The sequence below is a fragment of the Pseudomonas wayambapalatensis genome (assembly GCF_049942315.1).
Lineage (GTDB): Bacteria > Pseudomonadota > Gammaproteobacteria > Pseudomonadales > Pseudomonadaceae > Aquipseudomonas > Aquipseudomonas wayambapalatensis.
The window spans coordinates 1-15476 of the sequence record NZ_JBNFMU010000162.1 but is presented as its reverse complement, the minus strand read 5'-3'; the positions used below and the strand labels follow the sequence as shown (position 1 = coordinate 15476).

General features: G+C 54.9%; 17 protein-coding genes and 1 pseudogene. 15 read left to right on the top strand and 3 right to left on the bottom strand.

All coding sequences use genetic code 11. The annotated features are described in order from the left end of the window. Positions 1-3 precede the first annotated feature (3 nt). Positions 4-1380: an amino acid permease gene (locus tag ACPZMI_RS10580; protein WP_288377699.1), complete on the top strand. Its 1377-nt coding sequence runs from the start codon at positions 4-6 to the stop codon at positions 1378-1380. A gap of 114 nt (positions 1381-1494) precedes the next feature. On the opposite strand, the gene ACPZMI_RS10575 is transcribed toward ACPZMI_RS10580, so the two are convergent. Both ACPZMI_RS10575 and ACPZMI_RS10570 read right to left on the bottom strand, forming a co-directional pair. Beyond that, positions 1495-1734 (bottom strand): pyocin S6 family toxin immunity protein, encoded by a 240-nt coding sequence (locus ACPZMI_RS10575; protein ID WP_426352191.1) that lies wholly within the window; start codon positions 1732-1734, stop codon positions 1495-1497. A 12-nt stretch (positions 1735-1746) separates the two neighbouring features. Further along, a complete protein-coding gene (locus tag ACPZMI_RS10570) occupies positions 1747-1878 on the bottom strand; it encodes a colicin E3/pyocin S6 family cytotoxin (protein WP_288377697.1) in 132 nt (43 codons plus the stop codon). On the opposite strand from ACPZMI_RS10570, the gene ACPZMI_RS10565 reads away from it, so the two are divergent. The 14 genes and pseudogenes from ACPZMI_RS10565 (at position 1862) to ACPZMI_RS10500 (ending at position 14567) form a co-directional block, all read left to right on the top strand. Next, positions 1862-2353, top strand: coding sequence for an alpha/beta fold hydrolase (locus ACPZMI_RS10565; protein WP_288377696.1), 492 nt, complete (start codon positions 1862-1864; stop codon positions 2351-2353). The two genes, ACPZMI_RS10570 and ACPZMI_RS10565, sit on opposite strands and share 17 nt — an antisense overlap. Positions 2354-2830: 477 nt before the next feature. Continuing rightward, positions 2831-3322: pseudogene (gene tnpC / locus ACPZMI_RS10560) on the top strand (IS66 family transposase); the annotation flags it as partial. Between the two features lie 694 nt (positions 3323-4016). Further along, the gene (locus ACPZMI_RS10555) at positions 4017-4907 is read left to right on the top strand and encodes an acetaldehyde dehydrogenase (acetylating) (protein WP_426352190.1); all 891 of its coding nucleotides are present in this window, start codon (positions 4017-4019) and stop codon (positions 4905-4907) included. Continuing rightward, positions 4904-5905 carry a 4-hydroxy-2-oxovalerate aldolase gene (dmpG, locus tag ACPZMI_RS10550; RefSeq protein WP_426352189.1) on the top strand — a complete coding sequence of 334 codons (1002 nt, stop codon included), beginning with the start codon at positions 4904-4906 and terminating at the stop codon, positions 5903-5905. The genes ACPZMI_RS10555 and dmpG overlap by 4 nt, the downstream gene beginning before the upstream one ends. Positions 5906-5926: 21 nt before the next feature. After that, positions 5927-7486: an amino acid adenylation domain-containing protein gene (locus ACPZMI_RS10545; protein ID WP_426352188.1), complete on the top strand. Its 1560-nt coding sequence runs from the start codon at positions 5927-5929 to the stop codon at positions 7484-7486. Positions 7487-7523: 37 nt separating this feature from the next. Next, on the top strand, positions 7524-8492 hold the full coding sequence (locus ACPZMI_RS10540; RefSeq protein WP_426352187.1) for a chlorinating enzyme: 969 nt from the start codon (positions 7524-7526) through the stop codon (positions 8490-8492). Next, positions 8492-8719 (top strand): acyl carrier protein, encoded by a 228-nt coding sequence (locus ACPZMI_RS10535; protein WP_426352186.1) that lies wholly within the window; start codon positions 8492-8494, stop codon positions 8717-8719. Before ACPZMI_RS10540 ends, ACPZMI_RS10535 begins: the two co-directional genes overlap by 1 nt. Positions 8720-8770: 51 nt before the next feature. Beyond that, the gene (locus tag ACPZMI_RS10530; protein ID WP_426352185.1) at positions 8771-10207 is read left to right on the top strand and encodes a hypothetical protein; all 1437 of its coding nucleotides are present in this window, start codon (positions 8771-8773) and stop codon (positions 10205-10207) included. Between the two features lie 15 nt (positions 10208-10222). After that, positions 10223-10855: a LysE family translocator gene (locus ACPZMI_RS10525; RefSeq protein WP_426352184.1), complete on the top strand. Its 633-nt coding sequence runs from the start codon at positions 10223-10225 to the stop codon at positions 10853-10855. After that, entirely contained in the window at positions 10845-11255 is a 411-nt protein-coding gene (locus ACPZMI_RS10520; protein ID WP_426352183.1) for a cupin domain-containing protein, read from the top strand. Before ACPZMI_RS10525 ends, ACPZMI_RS10520 begins: the two co-directional genes overlap by 11 nt. Next, the gene (locus ACPZMI_RS10515; RefSeq protein ID WP_426352182.1) at positions 11252-12001 is read left to right on the top strand and encodes a thioesterase II family protein; all 750 of its coding nucleotides are present in this window, start codon (positions 11252-11254) and stop codon (positions 11999-12001) included. Before ACPZMI_RS10520 ends, ACPZMI_RS10515 begins: the two co-directional genes overlap by 4 nt. 12 nt (positions 12002-12013) lie before the next feature. Beyond that, positions 12014-12610 (top strand): LysE family translocator, encoded by a 597-nt coding sequence (locus ACPZMI_RS10510; RefSeq protein ID WP_426352181.1) that lies wholly within the window; start codon positions 12014-12016, stop codon positions 12608-12610. Positions 12611-12620: 10 nt separating this feature from the next. After that, positions 12621-13595, top strand: coding sequence for a quinone oxidoreductase family protein (locus tag ACPZMI_RS10505; RefSeq protein WP_426352180.1), 975 nt, complete (start codon positions 12621-12623; stop codon positions 13593-13595). Positions 13596-13748: 153 nt separating this feature from the next. Next, positions 13749-14567 (top strand): AraC family transcriptional regulator, encoded by an 819-nt coding sequence (locus tag ACPZMI_RS10500; protein WP_426352179.1) that lies wholly within the window; start codon positions 13749-13751, stop codon positions 14565-14567. A gap of 81 nt (positions 14568-14648) precedes the next feature. On the opposite strand, the gene ACPZMI_RS10495 is transcribed toward ACPZMI_RS10500, so the two are convergent. Next, a partial coding sequence (locus ACPZMI_RS10495) for an IS3 family transposase (protein WP_426352178.1) occupies positions 14649-15476 on the bottom strand: 828 nt, incomplete at its 5' end.

Below are 15476 nucleotides of genomic sequence, written 5' to 3'. Positions count from 1 at the left end.
GACATGCAAGAAAACGGATTGAAGCAAAGCCTCAAGCAGCGGCATATCACCATGATCGCGCTTGGCGGTGTGATCGGCGCCGGGTTGTTCGTCGGCTCCGGCAGCCTGATCGCCTCGGCCGGCCCGGCCGCGATCCTGTCTTACGTGATCGGCGGCATCATCGTCACTCTGGTGATGTTCATGCTCGGCGAGATGGCCTCGCGCAATCCTGATGCCGGCTCCTTCTCGACCTACGCCAACACCTACCTCGGCAACTGGGCCGGGTTCACCGTGGGCTGGTTGTACTGGCTCAAGTCGATGATGACCATCACCCTCGAAGCGGTGCTGCTGGGCGCGATCCTCAACGATTTCATGCCCTGGCTGCCGATCTGGGTCGGCGCCTTCATCATGCTGGTGACGCTGATCGCCAGCAACGCCTACTCGGTGCGTTCGTTCGCCGAAGTGGAGTACTGGCTGGCGGCGCTGAAGGTGGTCACCATCCTTATCTTCATGCTGCTCGGCGCCTCCATCCTGCTGGGCTGGCAGGAAAACATCCCCGCCCCTGGCCTGGTCAATCTCACCGACCATGGCGGCTTCATGCCCAATGGCCTGTCGCCAGTGATGGCTGGTGTGATCGTGGCGATCTTCTCGCTGGGCGGCAGTGAAATCGCCGCTGTGGCAGCCGGCGAATCGGAGAACCCGCGCCGCAACGTGATCCGGGCGATCAAGAGCGTGATCGTGCGCGTCATGCTCTTCTACGTCGGCTCAGTGTCGATTCTCGTCCTGTGCCTGCCCTGGACCGACAAGGCCAACCTCGCATCGCCCTATGTCGCACTGTTCACCCTCGCCGGTTTCAAAGGTGCAGCCGTGGCCATGAAACTGGTGCTGTTCGTGTCGTTCATGTCGGTGATGAACTCGTTCATGTTCTCTAACTCGCGCATGATGTTCTCGCTCAGCCAACGCGGACACGCCCCAGCGCTGTTCTCCCGGACCAACGCCAAGGGCGTGCCGATCAATGCACTGGCGCTGGCGTTTTGCATTTGCGTGACGATTCTGGCGGTGCACTTCATCAGCGGCGGTGACCTCTTCCTGACCCTGGCCAGGAGCACCGGTGCGTTCATCATCTTCGTCTGGATCTTCATCATTTTCGCCCACGTCGGTATGCGTCTGAAAACTCGGCATGAAGCAGTGGACCCAACGTCATTCAGGGCTTGGGGATTCCCGCTGACCAACGTTATTGCGCTGCTGGCGCTGGTATCGGTGCTGGCAACCCAAGCGATCGATCCGGCGACACGTTTTCAGTTCTGGCTGGTAGCGGTGACCTTGCTGGTGATCGTGGCGGCGTACTTCATGGTGCGCAGGCGTCGGGGTGGCGATGTTCGGGAGCTGGCGCGGACTTGATATAAATCGAGCACTTAAATCTCAAATAAAAACATAGGAGGCAATTACCCATGCCTCCTATGTTTTTAAGTTAAAACTCGCGCAAACGTCAAAAGGTATTACTTCTTCTTACCACTAAGCTCGGACTCCAACAAAAAAGTCCAATCCTTCAGGCTTCGGATTGCCAAGTAAAGAAAATATTTTTTCTGCTTGTTCATCAGACAGAGGAAGCTCACCGTCCGACTCAGCCTCAAGAGACTGCCAATTCAAGAGCTTCATAACATCTTTTTCATTCAGAGATGGAATGCGCAAGCGGAACTTTAATGAATCATAAAGACTATCGTCTTTCAGAAAACCTGTCAAAGAAATATACATTATAACGACTCCTCACTTTGGGGTAGTTCGACCAGGAACAGCGGGTCTTGTTTGATTACCAGATACAGAGTCAAACTCTCCTAAATGCTTACCTTGTTTATTATATAACTCAACTCTTCCGACCGGGATGATCACGCAACGCATTGCTGCTGATACGCCATCGCGCGTCACGAGCGCGATCGCGGTGTGTCCCATTTCCGCCGCTGGCAATCGCTTGAGTCCGGACGCTCTAGCTTTCTTTGCAAGCACGATAGAAGACGACGATGCGCTTCGGCGCTTGTTCAAATTCGTCACTGGAGGTCTTTCCGATGGTTGGGCTAATCGCAAGGTCCGACAAAGTCGCGACACGGTCGCACCTGCTTGCCGGGCGCGATACCTCGAAATGCTGATCACGGCGAACTTCGTCGATGACGTTCGGGGCCTTGAAACACCCTATTTGGTCATCATCGGTGATAAGGATCCCGGACTGGATTCGGAGGCAATGACGCGTACTTTTCTCGCATGGCATCCGAACGCAGAGCTGCACGTGATTCCTAACTGCGGTCATTATCCGATGCAGGAGTGCCCGCCACATTTCGCAAGCATTATCGAGGCGTTCTTGAAACGCAGCGCCATTTGACCTGAATGACTGGAGGAAGGCTGCAAGCGGACATATTCGGGTGAGGCCGGATTGTCCGCAATGGGCCCAGGCTTTGTGAAAACGCAGTAATCACATCGAACGGATTACCTGTGGAATCAGCAGGCAAGAGCGTGGATAGACATTGGTAGTGCTATATGGGCCGTGTCAGCGGCCCATATAGCTTCGCAAAACCTGAATTTAGAGAATTAAAACTGTCGCTGACAGGCCACGTGTTTCAGGGCCTGCAGCGCTTTTTGGGAGAAAGCGCAAAACTGTCGCAACCACCCCAAACAGCTAGTCGGACTGATGCCACAGAGAATTAAAACTGTCGCCGCCAGCATCGACGCGGCCTGGAGGCCTATCGACGCAGCGCGCTCCCGCCTTGGTCGGTCAGTCCTATTCCGCTGGATGAATCCAGCATCCCGGACTTTCACTGTCAAAGAACTCGACTTTTACAGGACCAAGATCATCCTGGATATGTTTACTGTCGAGCAACATGTGCGTGGCAAATGGGCCTGCCGTCAGTGCGAAACACTGATCCAGGCGCCGGTGCCGGCGCAGGTTATCGACAAAGGTATCCCGACCGCAGGCCTGCTGGCCCACGTCATGGTGGCCAAGTTTGCCGATCACTTGCCGCTGTACCGGCAGGAGAAAATCTTTGGTCGCGCCGGGCCGGCCATCGCTCGCTCGACCTTGGCCCAGTGGGTCGGACAAACCGGTGTGCGGCTCCAGCCGCTGGTCGATGCACTGCGTGAAGCCGTGCTGAACCAAGGCGTGATTCACGCTGATGAAACACCGGTGCAAATGCTTACGCCGGGCGAGAAGAAAACCCATCGAGCCTATGTCTGGGCCCACAGCACGACGCCGTTTTCGGCGCTCAAAGCTGTGGTTTACGATTTCAGCCCAAGCCGTGCCGGCGAACATGCGCGCAACTTCCTGGACACCCGGAACGGCAAGTTGGTCTGCGATGGGGGGTGAGCGTCCATCAAAAAATGCATTGAAATTCTTCAGCCTGGGAAAGCCCTGAACATTCTCTTGGTAGCTAAAGGTCGCCCGTGGCTGGCCATGAATGCCGAGCACCAATCCATTTGTGCACGAGGTTAGTATTGAGGCTGTAACCCAAGGCGATGTTGGCGATGGAGGCATCGGGCCCGGAACACTCCTGAATGACTTGGGCTTTGAAGGATTTGCTGTAGGTGCGGCGCTGAGGGTGCATGGAAAATCCGCTTGATAGGCCAGAAATGGTGTCCACTTAAATTAGGTGGACACCATGGCCTTCGGCGGTTACGTCAGGAAGGTGTGTTGGCCGGACGCATACATTCGCTCCTGCTGGTCTGCGTCAAGTCGTGCGCCACAAGCTACCCCTCGTGATGCTCGGCGGAAGGTAGAGGGCGAAATTCGACGGATCTTGCACACTTGGCCGCCCGGAAGAAAGCCCGCCTCTCGTCTACCTCCCACAGCCGATAGAAGCAATCGCCCAAGGTTGCAGAGGATGGCGATAAGCCATTTTTTTTGACGCTCAACCACAAACGTACAAGCGATGCAGAAAACGCTTCGGTAACGTCTAGACAAGATCTTTTCTGAGGCGAAAGGTTTCAGTCGCACGCAACCAAGCCCGCCTCGAAGAAAGGATGCCAAGGACGTTTTCCTGCGCATTAACTGCATGAGGCTACCAATGCATCGCAAAAGAGCTGCCATCATAGGGTCGGGGAGTATCGGGATAGACCTGATGTACAAGGCTATCCGCTCCCCTCATCTGGATCTGTCAGTCGTGGTCGGTCGTAATAAAGACAGCAGTGGCTTGGCCAGGGCCAAAGAGGCGGGTATCGAGACTTCTGACGAAGGAATCGATTACCTCGCACGCCATATTAATGAATTCGACATTGTCTTCGACGCTACCTCTGCGAAAGGACACCTAGCCAACAATGAGGTGTTCAAAAAGGCGGACTTGCTTGCCATCGACATGACACCCGCGAAGATCGGTCAATTGTGTGTGCCATCAATAAACCTGAATCAGATGACCTCCGCAAGCAATGTGAACCTCGTGACATGCGGTGGGCAAGCGAGCATTCCGCTGGCCTACGCCCTGTCACGCGCCTTCACATCGCTGGATTACATAGAAGTGGCATCCACAATTGCTGCAAACAGCGCAGGCATGGCGACCCGCGAAAACATCAACGAGTACATGGTCACAACAGAACATGCTCTAGCGAAATTCACGGGAGCTCGCCAAGTCAAAGCGATCCTGAATATCAACCCCGCCAAACCAGGCATTACCATGCAAACCACGGTTTTCGCCAAGGGTGAATACGGCGACCTGCAAGCCGTGCGCGATAGTGTTAACGAGATGGTTGAGCGCGTCCGCACTTACGTGCCTGGTTACGAGTTGGTGCTAGAACCGGTTCAGACTAAAGGCTGCCTTGCATTGAGCGTGACCGTGCAAGGCAGTGGGGACTACCTCCCACCGTATGCCGGTAATTTGGACATTATCAATTGCGCGGCCATCGCTGTGGCAGAGCATCGCGTAATTAATCCGCAGAGGAGTGTGGCATGATTCTCATCAGTGACGCCACCCTTCGTGACGGAAACCATAGCGTTCGCCATCAGCTTAGCGAAGAGCAGATTGCCCGCTATGCCGCAGACGCGGACGCAGCCGGCATTGACATCATTGAGGTTGGCCACGGTAATGGTCTGGGCGGATCGTCCGCACTTCTCGGGCATAGCAAGGTTAGCGATGCACAGGTGCTGGAGATCGCGCGCGCATCGGTGAAGCAAGCGCAATTGGGTGTGCACTTCATCCCTGGGTTCGGCAAAGCAACCGACCTGCGTGAGGCGATTAGTAAAGGTGTAGACGTATTCCGCATCGCCTGTCACTGCACTGAGGCGAATATCACCGCTCCCTACATCGAGATGGTGAAAAATAACGACCGGACCGCTTACGGCGTTCTAATGATGTCACACATGGCCAGTTACCAAGACCTGACTGCTCAGGTCCGACTGCTCGACAGCTACGGTGCCGACGCCATCATTCTTATGGATAGTGCAGGCTATATGACGCCTGACGAGGTTCGTCGAAAGATTGATGCAATGCTACAGGTAACATCGCTCCCGTTAGGCTTTCACGCCCATAACAACCTGAGCCTTGCAGTCGCAAACTCGCTGGCAGCCGTGGAAGAAGGCGTGTCGATTATCGACGCCTGTATTAAAGGATTCGGTGCCGGGGCAGGCAACACACAGCTTGAACCGCTGATTGCGGTGTTGGCACGGTACGGTATGCAGACCCGCTGCACGTTTGAAAATGCAGCACGATTGTCTGCGCTAGCCGACGCTTACCTGGATTGCACTACACCACATATACCCAGCGCCAATATCGCGAGTGGACTGCATGGTTTGTTCTCCGGTTTCGTACCTCACGTACGACGCGCTGCAGCACAGTTCAATGTAAATGAATTCGAACTCTACGAGCAGCTGAGCCTAAGAGAATTGGTCGCTGGCCAAGAGGATATTATCGTCGAAGTTGCTGCCGGTATGGCGAAGACTGTTAACGCTTAATTAAAAACGGACATTGTGTAAATGACTGCATTATTGTCGCAGGGCCCACGCACGCCCCTGATTCATGAGATGGTCGAACAGTGGGCCGTCAAATCACCTTCTGCTATCGCAGTTCGCTGCGCAGATCAGGCACTCAGCTATGCTCAGCTCAACGAGGAATCAGCCCGACTAGCTGCTTACCTCAATGCCAACGGCATCGGTCGCGGCGACCTAGTGGGTATTTGCTTCCAACCGTCGATTGCCACTGTAGTTTGCCTGCTGGGCATTCTGAAATCAGGTGCCGCATACGTGCCGCTGGATAAAGCCAATCCTCCGGCTCGCCTGGCGTTGATGCTGAGCCAGTTGGTAAACCTCAAACTGGTCTTCGCATCAACTGAAACAGAAGCGCAGCTGCAGGGAACTGACGTAAATGTCATGGAGATCGGAGGGCTGCGCGAGCGCTTAAAAAGCGTAGACCTGGTTCCGTTCAACCATCAGGCGAAAGCAAACGACCTCTGTTACACCGTCTTCACCTCAGGCACGACCGGTACGCCCAAGGCTGTCGCTATCACTCACGGTAGCTGGGCCAATCTCGCGCAATGGCTGGTCAGTGAATATGGTCTCGGGCCTGACTCAAACAACCTGCTGGTGTCGGCATTCGGTTTCGATATTTCTCAGCGCAGCCTAGTCACTCCACTCTATAGCGGCGCCACGTTGTCGATTCTTCCTGGATCCATTTTCGATCCTTACGAAGCCGCTGCCACAATTGCCGAACACCAGATCCAGACGTTGCATCTGGCTCCCAGCTCGCTTTACCTCATCCTCGCCGCAGGGGGGACCAGCATACAGCTCGACAGCCTGCGCTACCTTTTCATTGGCGGTGAAGCCTTATCAACACGGCGGATCATGGCCTGGGCGCAGAACGAAGGACGCAAGTGCAACTTCATTCACCAATATGGCGTGGCAGAGTGCACCGATGTCGCTACGTCGTACCGGATGAATGATTTCGATAGCTATCTGGAACATGGCATTCCCATGGGCGAGCCCGTGGGTAACTGCTGCGTCGAAATCCTGGACGATCACGGGCATCCCGTTGCGCCAGGTGAGACCGGTCAAATCGTCATCGGTGGTAGCGGCGTTGGTCCAGGATACCTGAACAACCCCGGGTTGCAGGCCGAGCGATTCAAACCCGTCACCATCGATGGCCAGCTCCAACCGGCCTATTTCACCGGCGATTACGCTCGCCGCCTAGAGGACGGACGGGTGGTCTGCATCGGCAGGAAAGACAGTCAGGTGAAAGTGCGCGGCATGCTGGTCAACTTGGCGGATGTCGAAAATGGCCTTCGCTCGGTGCTGGCGCCTTCCGACGAAGTCATCGTCCTGGCCGTGACCGACCAAGCCGCCAATGATGCCGTGCTGACTGCATTCGTGGCGACCGAGAGCCAACAACCCAACTCCCGGGAGATGGGCCTGGCCCTTAACCAAGTGCTGCCCCGGTATATGCATCCACAAAAGTATGTCCACGTACGGGATTTTCCGCTGACGCAAAATGGAAAAGTAGACCGTACCGCTCTATTGGCATCGATTGAACAACGCGCCTGACCATCCCAACCATCGCTTAATTAGCAAGGAGAGCATAATGAGCTCAGCAAACAATGCCATAGAGGCAACCACTGGCCTGCCGGCCAATGCTGTAATCACCGACGATATCAAATCGGATATCGAAAAATTTGAGCGCGACGGATTTATCGGCCCAATCAAATTGTACGAGCCGGAAGAAGCTGCAGAGATCCTGCGTTCGCTTCGCGCCAACAACCAGAACCGCTCGCACATTCTGTACGACAACAATATGAACTATGACCGCCACTTCGACATCCCCGAACTGAGCAGCCATATTATGCACCCGACCATCATTAAATACCTGAAAGGCATTCTTGGTCCAGACTTGCTGTGCTGGCGTTCAGAGTGGTTCTCGAAATTCCCCGGAGGTCGTGCGACCGAATGGCATCAGGTTCGTGACTACAGCTATACCGATGGCAATCCGCTGATCGTACCAAGCCAAAGCGACTGGAACGCCTACATCGACCTCACCGTTTGGACGGCGTTCACGCCAGCCACTATCAAAACTGCCTGCATGCGATTCCTTCCTGGCTCGCACAAGAAGTTTTATTACGACGAGAAGAAGAGCGTCGCTACGGGTCGTAACGGCGAGTACAAGCACGACGCAACCAATACCGGTTTCTTTGGCTATGACTTCTCCGAGTTCAAGGTCGACCCGGATTGGGATCCAGAGAGCGCCAATCCAGTTGAGATGGAACTCAAGCCAGGCGAATGTGTGATCTTTACCGCATCCTGTGCACATGCCTCGCACCCCAACACCACTGAGCGGGAAACCCGACTGGCCATTACCAGCCGTTATGTACCGACTCATGTACGAGTCTACCCAAATCTGAACTCATATAACGCCCATGGCGAGACGTTCGACCTGCAAAACTATGCCGCAGTGCTAGTTTCCGGGGAAGACACATTTGGCCACAACAAGCTACGCGACAAAAACAACCGAGAACAAGCATTCGCTTTTAACAAGTCCGTCAAGGAGCTTGCATAATGAACGCCATTCACCGCCTTTGTGCAGAAGTTCTGAACTACCCGGAACTTACAGCTGACCAGGACTTTTTCGATGTAGGTGGTCATTCCATGATGATGGCCGAGATCCAAGAGCGCCTGCACCGCGAACACAACCTAAATATTAGCATGGAGGCCCTGTTCAGAAACGCGAATGTCTCTGCTTTGAATAATCTGGCAAGTGCGTCCAAAGCCGAAGTTGTAAATTAAAGAAAAGCGGCCGGCCCGCCCGGCCACTTTCCTGTACTAGGAGATATTGAAATGGTCACCTTCGCCGTTCTGAACAACGAGGACACTCAGGCGCCTGAGAACTTGAGTCAGAAGCGCAACAGGTTATATGCGCAGTTTGTCAGTCGTGCGACACAATCGCAGATCATCGCCGCTGACATGGCTGCATTGTCGCTACAACTCAACCATTTGGTTGAAAATGGCCACGTGTATTTTACTCAGACAGAAAATGGTGTCTTCGAAGCATTTTATGGCCCCTCGTGCGAAGCAAGTGTCTGTGTTTCGAACGCTATTCCCTACTGGCCCGACAACCTTACAACGAGGATCAAGAAAACCGCTCGACAGTCCAGTGGCGCCCTGTGCACACTGCAAGTAGACAATCGCAGTGACACACTCGACGTATTCGTCACCGACTGGTCTTCCTGCACGGCGGCCTGTGCCGTCGCCATCCACAAGTACCACCCGTTTGCACGTAATCTTGAGCAGACGGCAAACACAGAAAACTACTTCACCGGTCACTATGTACGTCATCCGCTCACCGGAGACCTCATGTCTGTGTGGGTAGCCGACTGGGTCAAACCTGACTTTGGCACCGGTGCCGTTCTTGTCAATCCAGCGCATAACTTGACCGACCTGGAGTTTGCTCGCCGAGTGGGATTACCTATCCGATTCGCACTTAATCTAGATCCCGCTGCCGACGAAAACGCATTGCCCCAGGCGCCGTTGCTCAAGACAGGTTACGCCGTCCGCTCGGGATTCCTGGACGGCAAGCAAGCCCAAGTGGTTCACAACGAAACGGTAAACGTATTGCTCCGCAAAGGCGTGGCTCGGCTTCACGAAGACAAGCGTATCCCAGGCGAAGTTATAGCCCGTATCAATATCAGCGAAACCCAAGGCGCCGGCGGACCACAACTGTACTGGAACAAGCGACAAGGCACGCTGTCGCTGGACGCACAAAAAGGCGTTGCAGTTAACGTCGAGTTTCTGCCGTGCTTCTCAGCGGCAGTGACTACCGTGCAGGAGAAACCACGACACCTGCAGGTAAATGCCGCGGAATACAAGAAGCGCATTGGCGTACTGGGCGCACTGATCTACGACCTGGGCGGCAAAGAAGCTTTCACCCCCCTGACACTGCTCGAATCGGTCGAGTATTCCGGCACACAACAAGACTCCGAGGCACTCGAACTGGCTCTACTGGTTGGCGAGGCGCCTGAAAAAGTGCTGGTAATCAGGAAAGCACTCATAGATCAGGTCGCAAGCTTCCTGCGATCTACTCGGCAACTCTGCACCCGCCTTGACCAAGGTGGCGCAGTACCGCCAGCGACGATCCTGGATTATTTGCACCGCGGCGACCCGGTCAGCGCTTTCAAAGGCTTGCACCAGTGGCAGAAGTCAGTGGCTTCAAATGATGAGTCCGTTTGCGCCAACAACTACCCAAAACTTTTGGCAATGCTCGGCGTTGCGCACTAATAAAAGGTAAAAACCATGGAAATCTTCTTGTACGCGTTCAGTGTGATGTACAGCCCGGGGCCAGTAAATGTCATGGGGTTGAATGCCGGCCTGACCGGGCAGTTCCGTAAAACCGTGAGTTTTTTTATCGGTGTTGGCTGCGCCATGTTCGTGTTGTTCATTCTGTTCGGTTATACCGGAGAGGCCATCATTTCCAAAGAAGTGCTGCCGTATGTCGCAGTCGTGGGCGGCCTGTACACTGCGTACTTGGCATACAAGGTCTACACCTCCAAGGTGAAGCTCTCGGAGTCCAGCGCAGAACAACCCGATCAGCAAGCAAAACCGCTGTCCTTCTGGAATGGGTTTCTGATCCAAGCCCTTAATCCTAAGGGGATGATGGTCGTTTTACCCATCACTACTGTCATGTTCCCAGCCGCGCACATCACCGGAGCCAGCATTGCTGCGGTTTCGGCATTGATCGCCCTAGGTGGCGCTGGTGCACCAAGCGTGTATTCGTTCTTGGGCGCAGTGCTCGGAAGGCGAATCACCAAGGACTCGTACTTTGAGCTGTTCAACCGCCTGATGGGCGTCGCGTTGGCCGTATGCGCAGCGTTCATGTTCTATGACTTCTACATCCACATGCAGACAGGGAACGTGTATGCAGGGTAAACCACCAGTGGGCGCGATCAATTGGGATGAGGTGTCGACACAACGCGTCACCGAAGGAATCGATAGACAAATTGTCTGGGGCGACAACGTCATGATGGTGCGCTTGACCATGGCCAAGGGCGCAAGTGTCCAGGCTCATGCTCATCCCAACGAACAGATGACTTACATAATCAAAGGTAAAATCACGTTCACCTATGGCCATCAAATGGAAAACACTGCTGTGTTGTCGGCGGGCGATATCCTTCATCTACCCGCCAATGTCCCTCACACCGCAGTGTGCCTAGAAGACACCATTGACGTGGACGTATTCAGTCCTCCACGACGGGACTGGCTGGAGGCGGGTGGTGATGCCTATTTCTCAGCGCCATTGACGCAGCTGGGAACTGAGGCATCGATATGAGTACCGCGAACACCTGGGTTCAATGTACACCCCAGCCATCGCCGCGCGCCCGGCTCCTGTGCTTCCCCTATGGTGGTGGAGGGGCCTCTTACTTCAGACCTTGGCAAGAATTACTGGGTGAAGAGATCGAAGTGTGCGCCATTCAGTTGCCGGGCCGCGAAGGACGCTATTCGGAGCCCCGGCTGCGGCGGATCGAGCCCTTGCTGCAAATGTTGAACGATGAACTGGCGCCCTTGCTGCAAGGCCCTCCAGTTCACCTCTTCGGCTACAGCCTCGGGGCAGGAGTAGCTCACGCATTCGCCGCGCAGTGCCTACGAGATGATACCCAGGCAAATATCCGCAGCCTCATCGCCTGTGCTTGTTCGGCATCCGTAAATGACCGCCGCAATACCGAGACCTACACGGATGAATCATTCCTGGCATTTATCGACAGCCTAGGCGGCTTGCCCGCCACGGTCATGGCCAACCCAGGGCTGCGCGCTATTGCACTAGGGATTCTACGCGACGATTTCACCCTGGCAGAAAGCATCAACCTGGCAGATGCGGACCCGATCTCAATTCCAGTCATTGCGCTAGGCGGCGACTGCGATCCATCGGTCTCGGTAGTTGGTCTAGAGGCATGGCGCCACAAAACAACAGCATCTTTCGAAAGACAACTGTATTCCGGAGATCATTTTTTCTTCAATCAACATGCGCCGTCAGTACTCGCTCATATCAAAGAATACGTTTTGCGCATTGCCGACTAGGAAAGCAAGGAAATGGACTTCTACGTAATTTTCTCCACGATTTTCGCGGCGACTTCCCTTGTGCTACTCATGCCGGGCCCAACCAATACTCTATTGATGTCCTCCGGCTACTCGGTGGGGGCGATTCGCACCGCACCTTTGCTCCTGGCTGAAGCAGCCGGTTACAGTGTAGCAATTACAATCTGGGGGTTCGTACTGCTGTCAGTAGCAACGCGCATGCCGGGTGTGTTGGTTGCAGTCAAGTTGCTATGTTCCGTCTATCTGGCGTGCCTCGCATTCAAGCTGTGGTCGACCCCTGTGGCATCGGCTACGCACGCGCGCCGCCCCGTAGGTATTAGCGCGCTCTTTCTGGCAACACTCATGAACCCGAAAGCGTTGCTGTTCGCATCGGCCATTTTTCCCAAAGAAGTGTTTTCGACAGCGCATCTCTATGCATACGCGCTTTGTTCCTTCCTTTTGATTCTGGCACCGATCGGGTTCGGCTGGGTGATGTTCGGCAGCATGGTCACGACCGTGAAGTCGCGCACCCTGAACACCTGTATGCCTAAAGTGTTTTCAATGACGCTCGGCGCTTTCGCCACTTACCTGTTGTATTCGACACTGCGCTAGGAATTTGTGTATGAAGACGCTAAAGGTCTATATAAATCACCACGGTGGGCCTGAGGCATTGCGCCTCGGTGACACAGCCATTGACGCGATCACAGGTACCGAGGTCCTGGTGCGCAACCACGCCATCGGCGTTAACTACATCGATACGTACTTCCGCTCAGGCCTTTATCCGCCTCCCGCCCTACCCAGCGGTCTAGGTACGGAGGGGGCCGGTGTCGTCATTGCCGTAGGTGCAGACGTACATGACTTCGTTGTAGGTGATCGCGTTGCCTATGTACAGTCGGCACTGGGTGCATACTCGACTTACCACGTGGTGGACCAGGCAAAGCTGGTACCTCTTCCAGCCGACATTTCGTTCGATATCGCCGCAGGCGGCTTGCTCAAGGGGCTGACAGCGGTTGCGCTGTTGACTCGGGTTGCGGCACCGACGCGCGATGATACCGTCTTGTTCTATGCAGCAGCGGGCGGTGTGGGATCGCTGGCGTGCCAACTTGCGGCTCGTCGGGATATCAAGTTGATCGGAGTAGTCTCCTCAACGGCAAAGGCCGATCTCATCTGCAACCTGGGCGCTGCCCATGCAGTGCTCGCTGACAGCGACTTCACTTCCACGGTGCGCGTGCTGACCCACGGCAAAGGGGCAAATGTTGTCTATGACTCGGTGGGGAGGACGACGTGGTCGAAATCCCTAGCATCCGTATCCCGCCTTGGCCACATTGTCAGTTTTGGCAACGCATCAGGGCCGGTGGAAGGCGTAAATCTTGCGGACTTGGCCAAAGCGGGCTCGGTGACGGTGAGCCGGCCAATACTGTTTGACTATATCGCTGACGCACGCTCACTGCGCAGCCTGGCCGCTGAACTGTTCGACGAAATCCGCCATGGCCTCCAGGTACGCATCGGTGCCTGCTTACCACTCGAACAAGCGGCAGATGCCCATCGACTGCTGGAAAGCCGATCCAGCACCGGGTCGGTCATCTTGCGGCCGTAGACGCTAGGCTTTACTTGAAAGTTTCATACTAGGGACAGTCTGAGACTCTTATACTAGCTCAAGTTTGGATCTGAAAGCATGGACGCGAGCGTCAGACACTTCTGGTTTCGAGAATTGTCCTGTCGATCGTTTGTTTTATTGAATGGTGGACTCATGACAGAACTTCCTTCTTCCATGGACTGGGTGAAGCATGCACCACAGTCCTCCAAAATAGAGCGATTGGAAGCTTATTTCAGTGCCCACGGCTTCGACCCGCATCGTCACGACACCTATGCCATAGGCCGAACGCTTTCAGGCGTGCAAAGCTTCAAATACCGCGGTGCCAACAGAAACAGCCTTCCCGGGGAGACACTCGTCCTGCATCCGGACGAAGAGCATGATGGTCACGCAGGTTCATCTTCCGGTTTTCGGTACAGGATGCTTTACATCACACCAGCGCTGGTTCAGGAGATCCTGAACGGGAAACCTTTACCTTTCTTACAGGGCGGCATTTCACAAGACCCACGGTTGGCGGCAGCCACGGATGCCATCTTGTCGGCCATGGACCACCACTTGGACCCGCTCGAAGAGGACGACTCACTGTTCGGCCTGGTCAGCGTTCTGCAGACAGTCTGCAAATGCCCGGTGCCCAAAATGCTCCACGACTACGGTGCAGCGCGTCGCGCGCGAGAGTTCATGGACGATTGCGTGGAGCAGAGCATTACTCTGGATGACCTTGCCGCCTGCGCAAACAGGGATCGCTGGAGCTTGTCCAAGGACTTCCGAGCCTACTTTGGCACCAGTCCTCACCGTTACCTGACCATGCGGCGCCTGGATCGCGTCAAGACATTCATCCTTGGCGGCATGAATCTCACGGACGCCGCGGTTGCAGCGGGCTTCTTCGATCAGAGTCACATGTCCAAGCATTTCAAGAAGGCGTACGGCATTTCTCCTTCACGCTGGTCCAGGTCCTTGCGCGGATTAAGCTTCTGAATCCACGAGGCTGCTCCTTATTAGAAGTAGCTGGCCTCAGATCAAACTTGTGATGGTGATGCGTGAATCGCCCCTGGTTCACTAGACACTCTCCAAGCTCAGAAAATAGCGTTTCTCATACTCTACTGGCGACAGCTGCATAGCACTGCTGTGTCGACGCTTGGGGTTATAGAACATCTCGATGTAATCGAAAATATCACTTCGGGCTTCGTCACGCGTCGCGTAGATCTTTCGTCGGATTCGCTCCCGCTTCAAAAGCTGGAAAAAGCTCTCGGCTACGGCATTGTCGTGGCAGTTTCCCCTTCGGCTCATGCTACTGATCACATTGTTGGCTTTCAGGAAGCTTTGCCAATCTGAGCTACTGAACTGACTGCCTTGGTCTGAGTGAATCATCACTTGCTGCTGTGGCTTGCGTCGCCACACGGCCATCAGCATGGCGTCGATGGCTAGGTCGCTGCTCATCCTGGGCTTCATTGACCAACCAATGACTTGGCGAGAGAACAGAACCAGCACTACCGCCAGATACAGCCACCCTTCGTAGGTGCGGATGTAGGTGATATCGGTCACCCAGACCTTATTCGGCTCACTGACCTTGAACTGCCTGGCCAGATGGTTGGGCGATGCCGCTTTTGGTTTTCCGCCATAAAACCCAGTACGACGGCGATAGCCCGTTTGCGAACGCAGCCCCTCTGCCTGCATCAAGCGACCGACTCGATTTCGCCCACAGATCTCTCCTAGCTCTCGCAGGTCATCGTGAATCTTGCGATAGCCATACACGCCGCCGCTTTCTAACCAGGCCTGCTTGATCAAGCCAAGCAGGCGCTGATCTTCTTTGGCTCGGGCAGATTGAGGCTCGGCCAGCCAAGCGTAGTAGCCGCTGGGATGCACCTTGAGGGTTTGGCAAAGGCG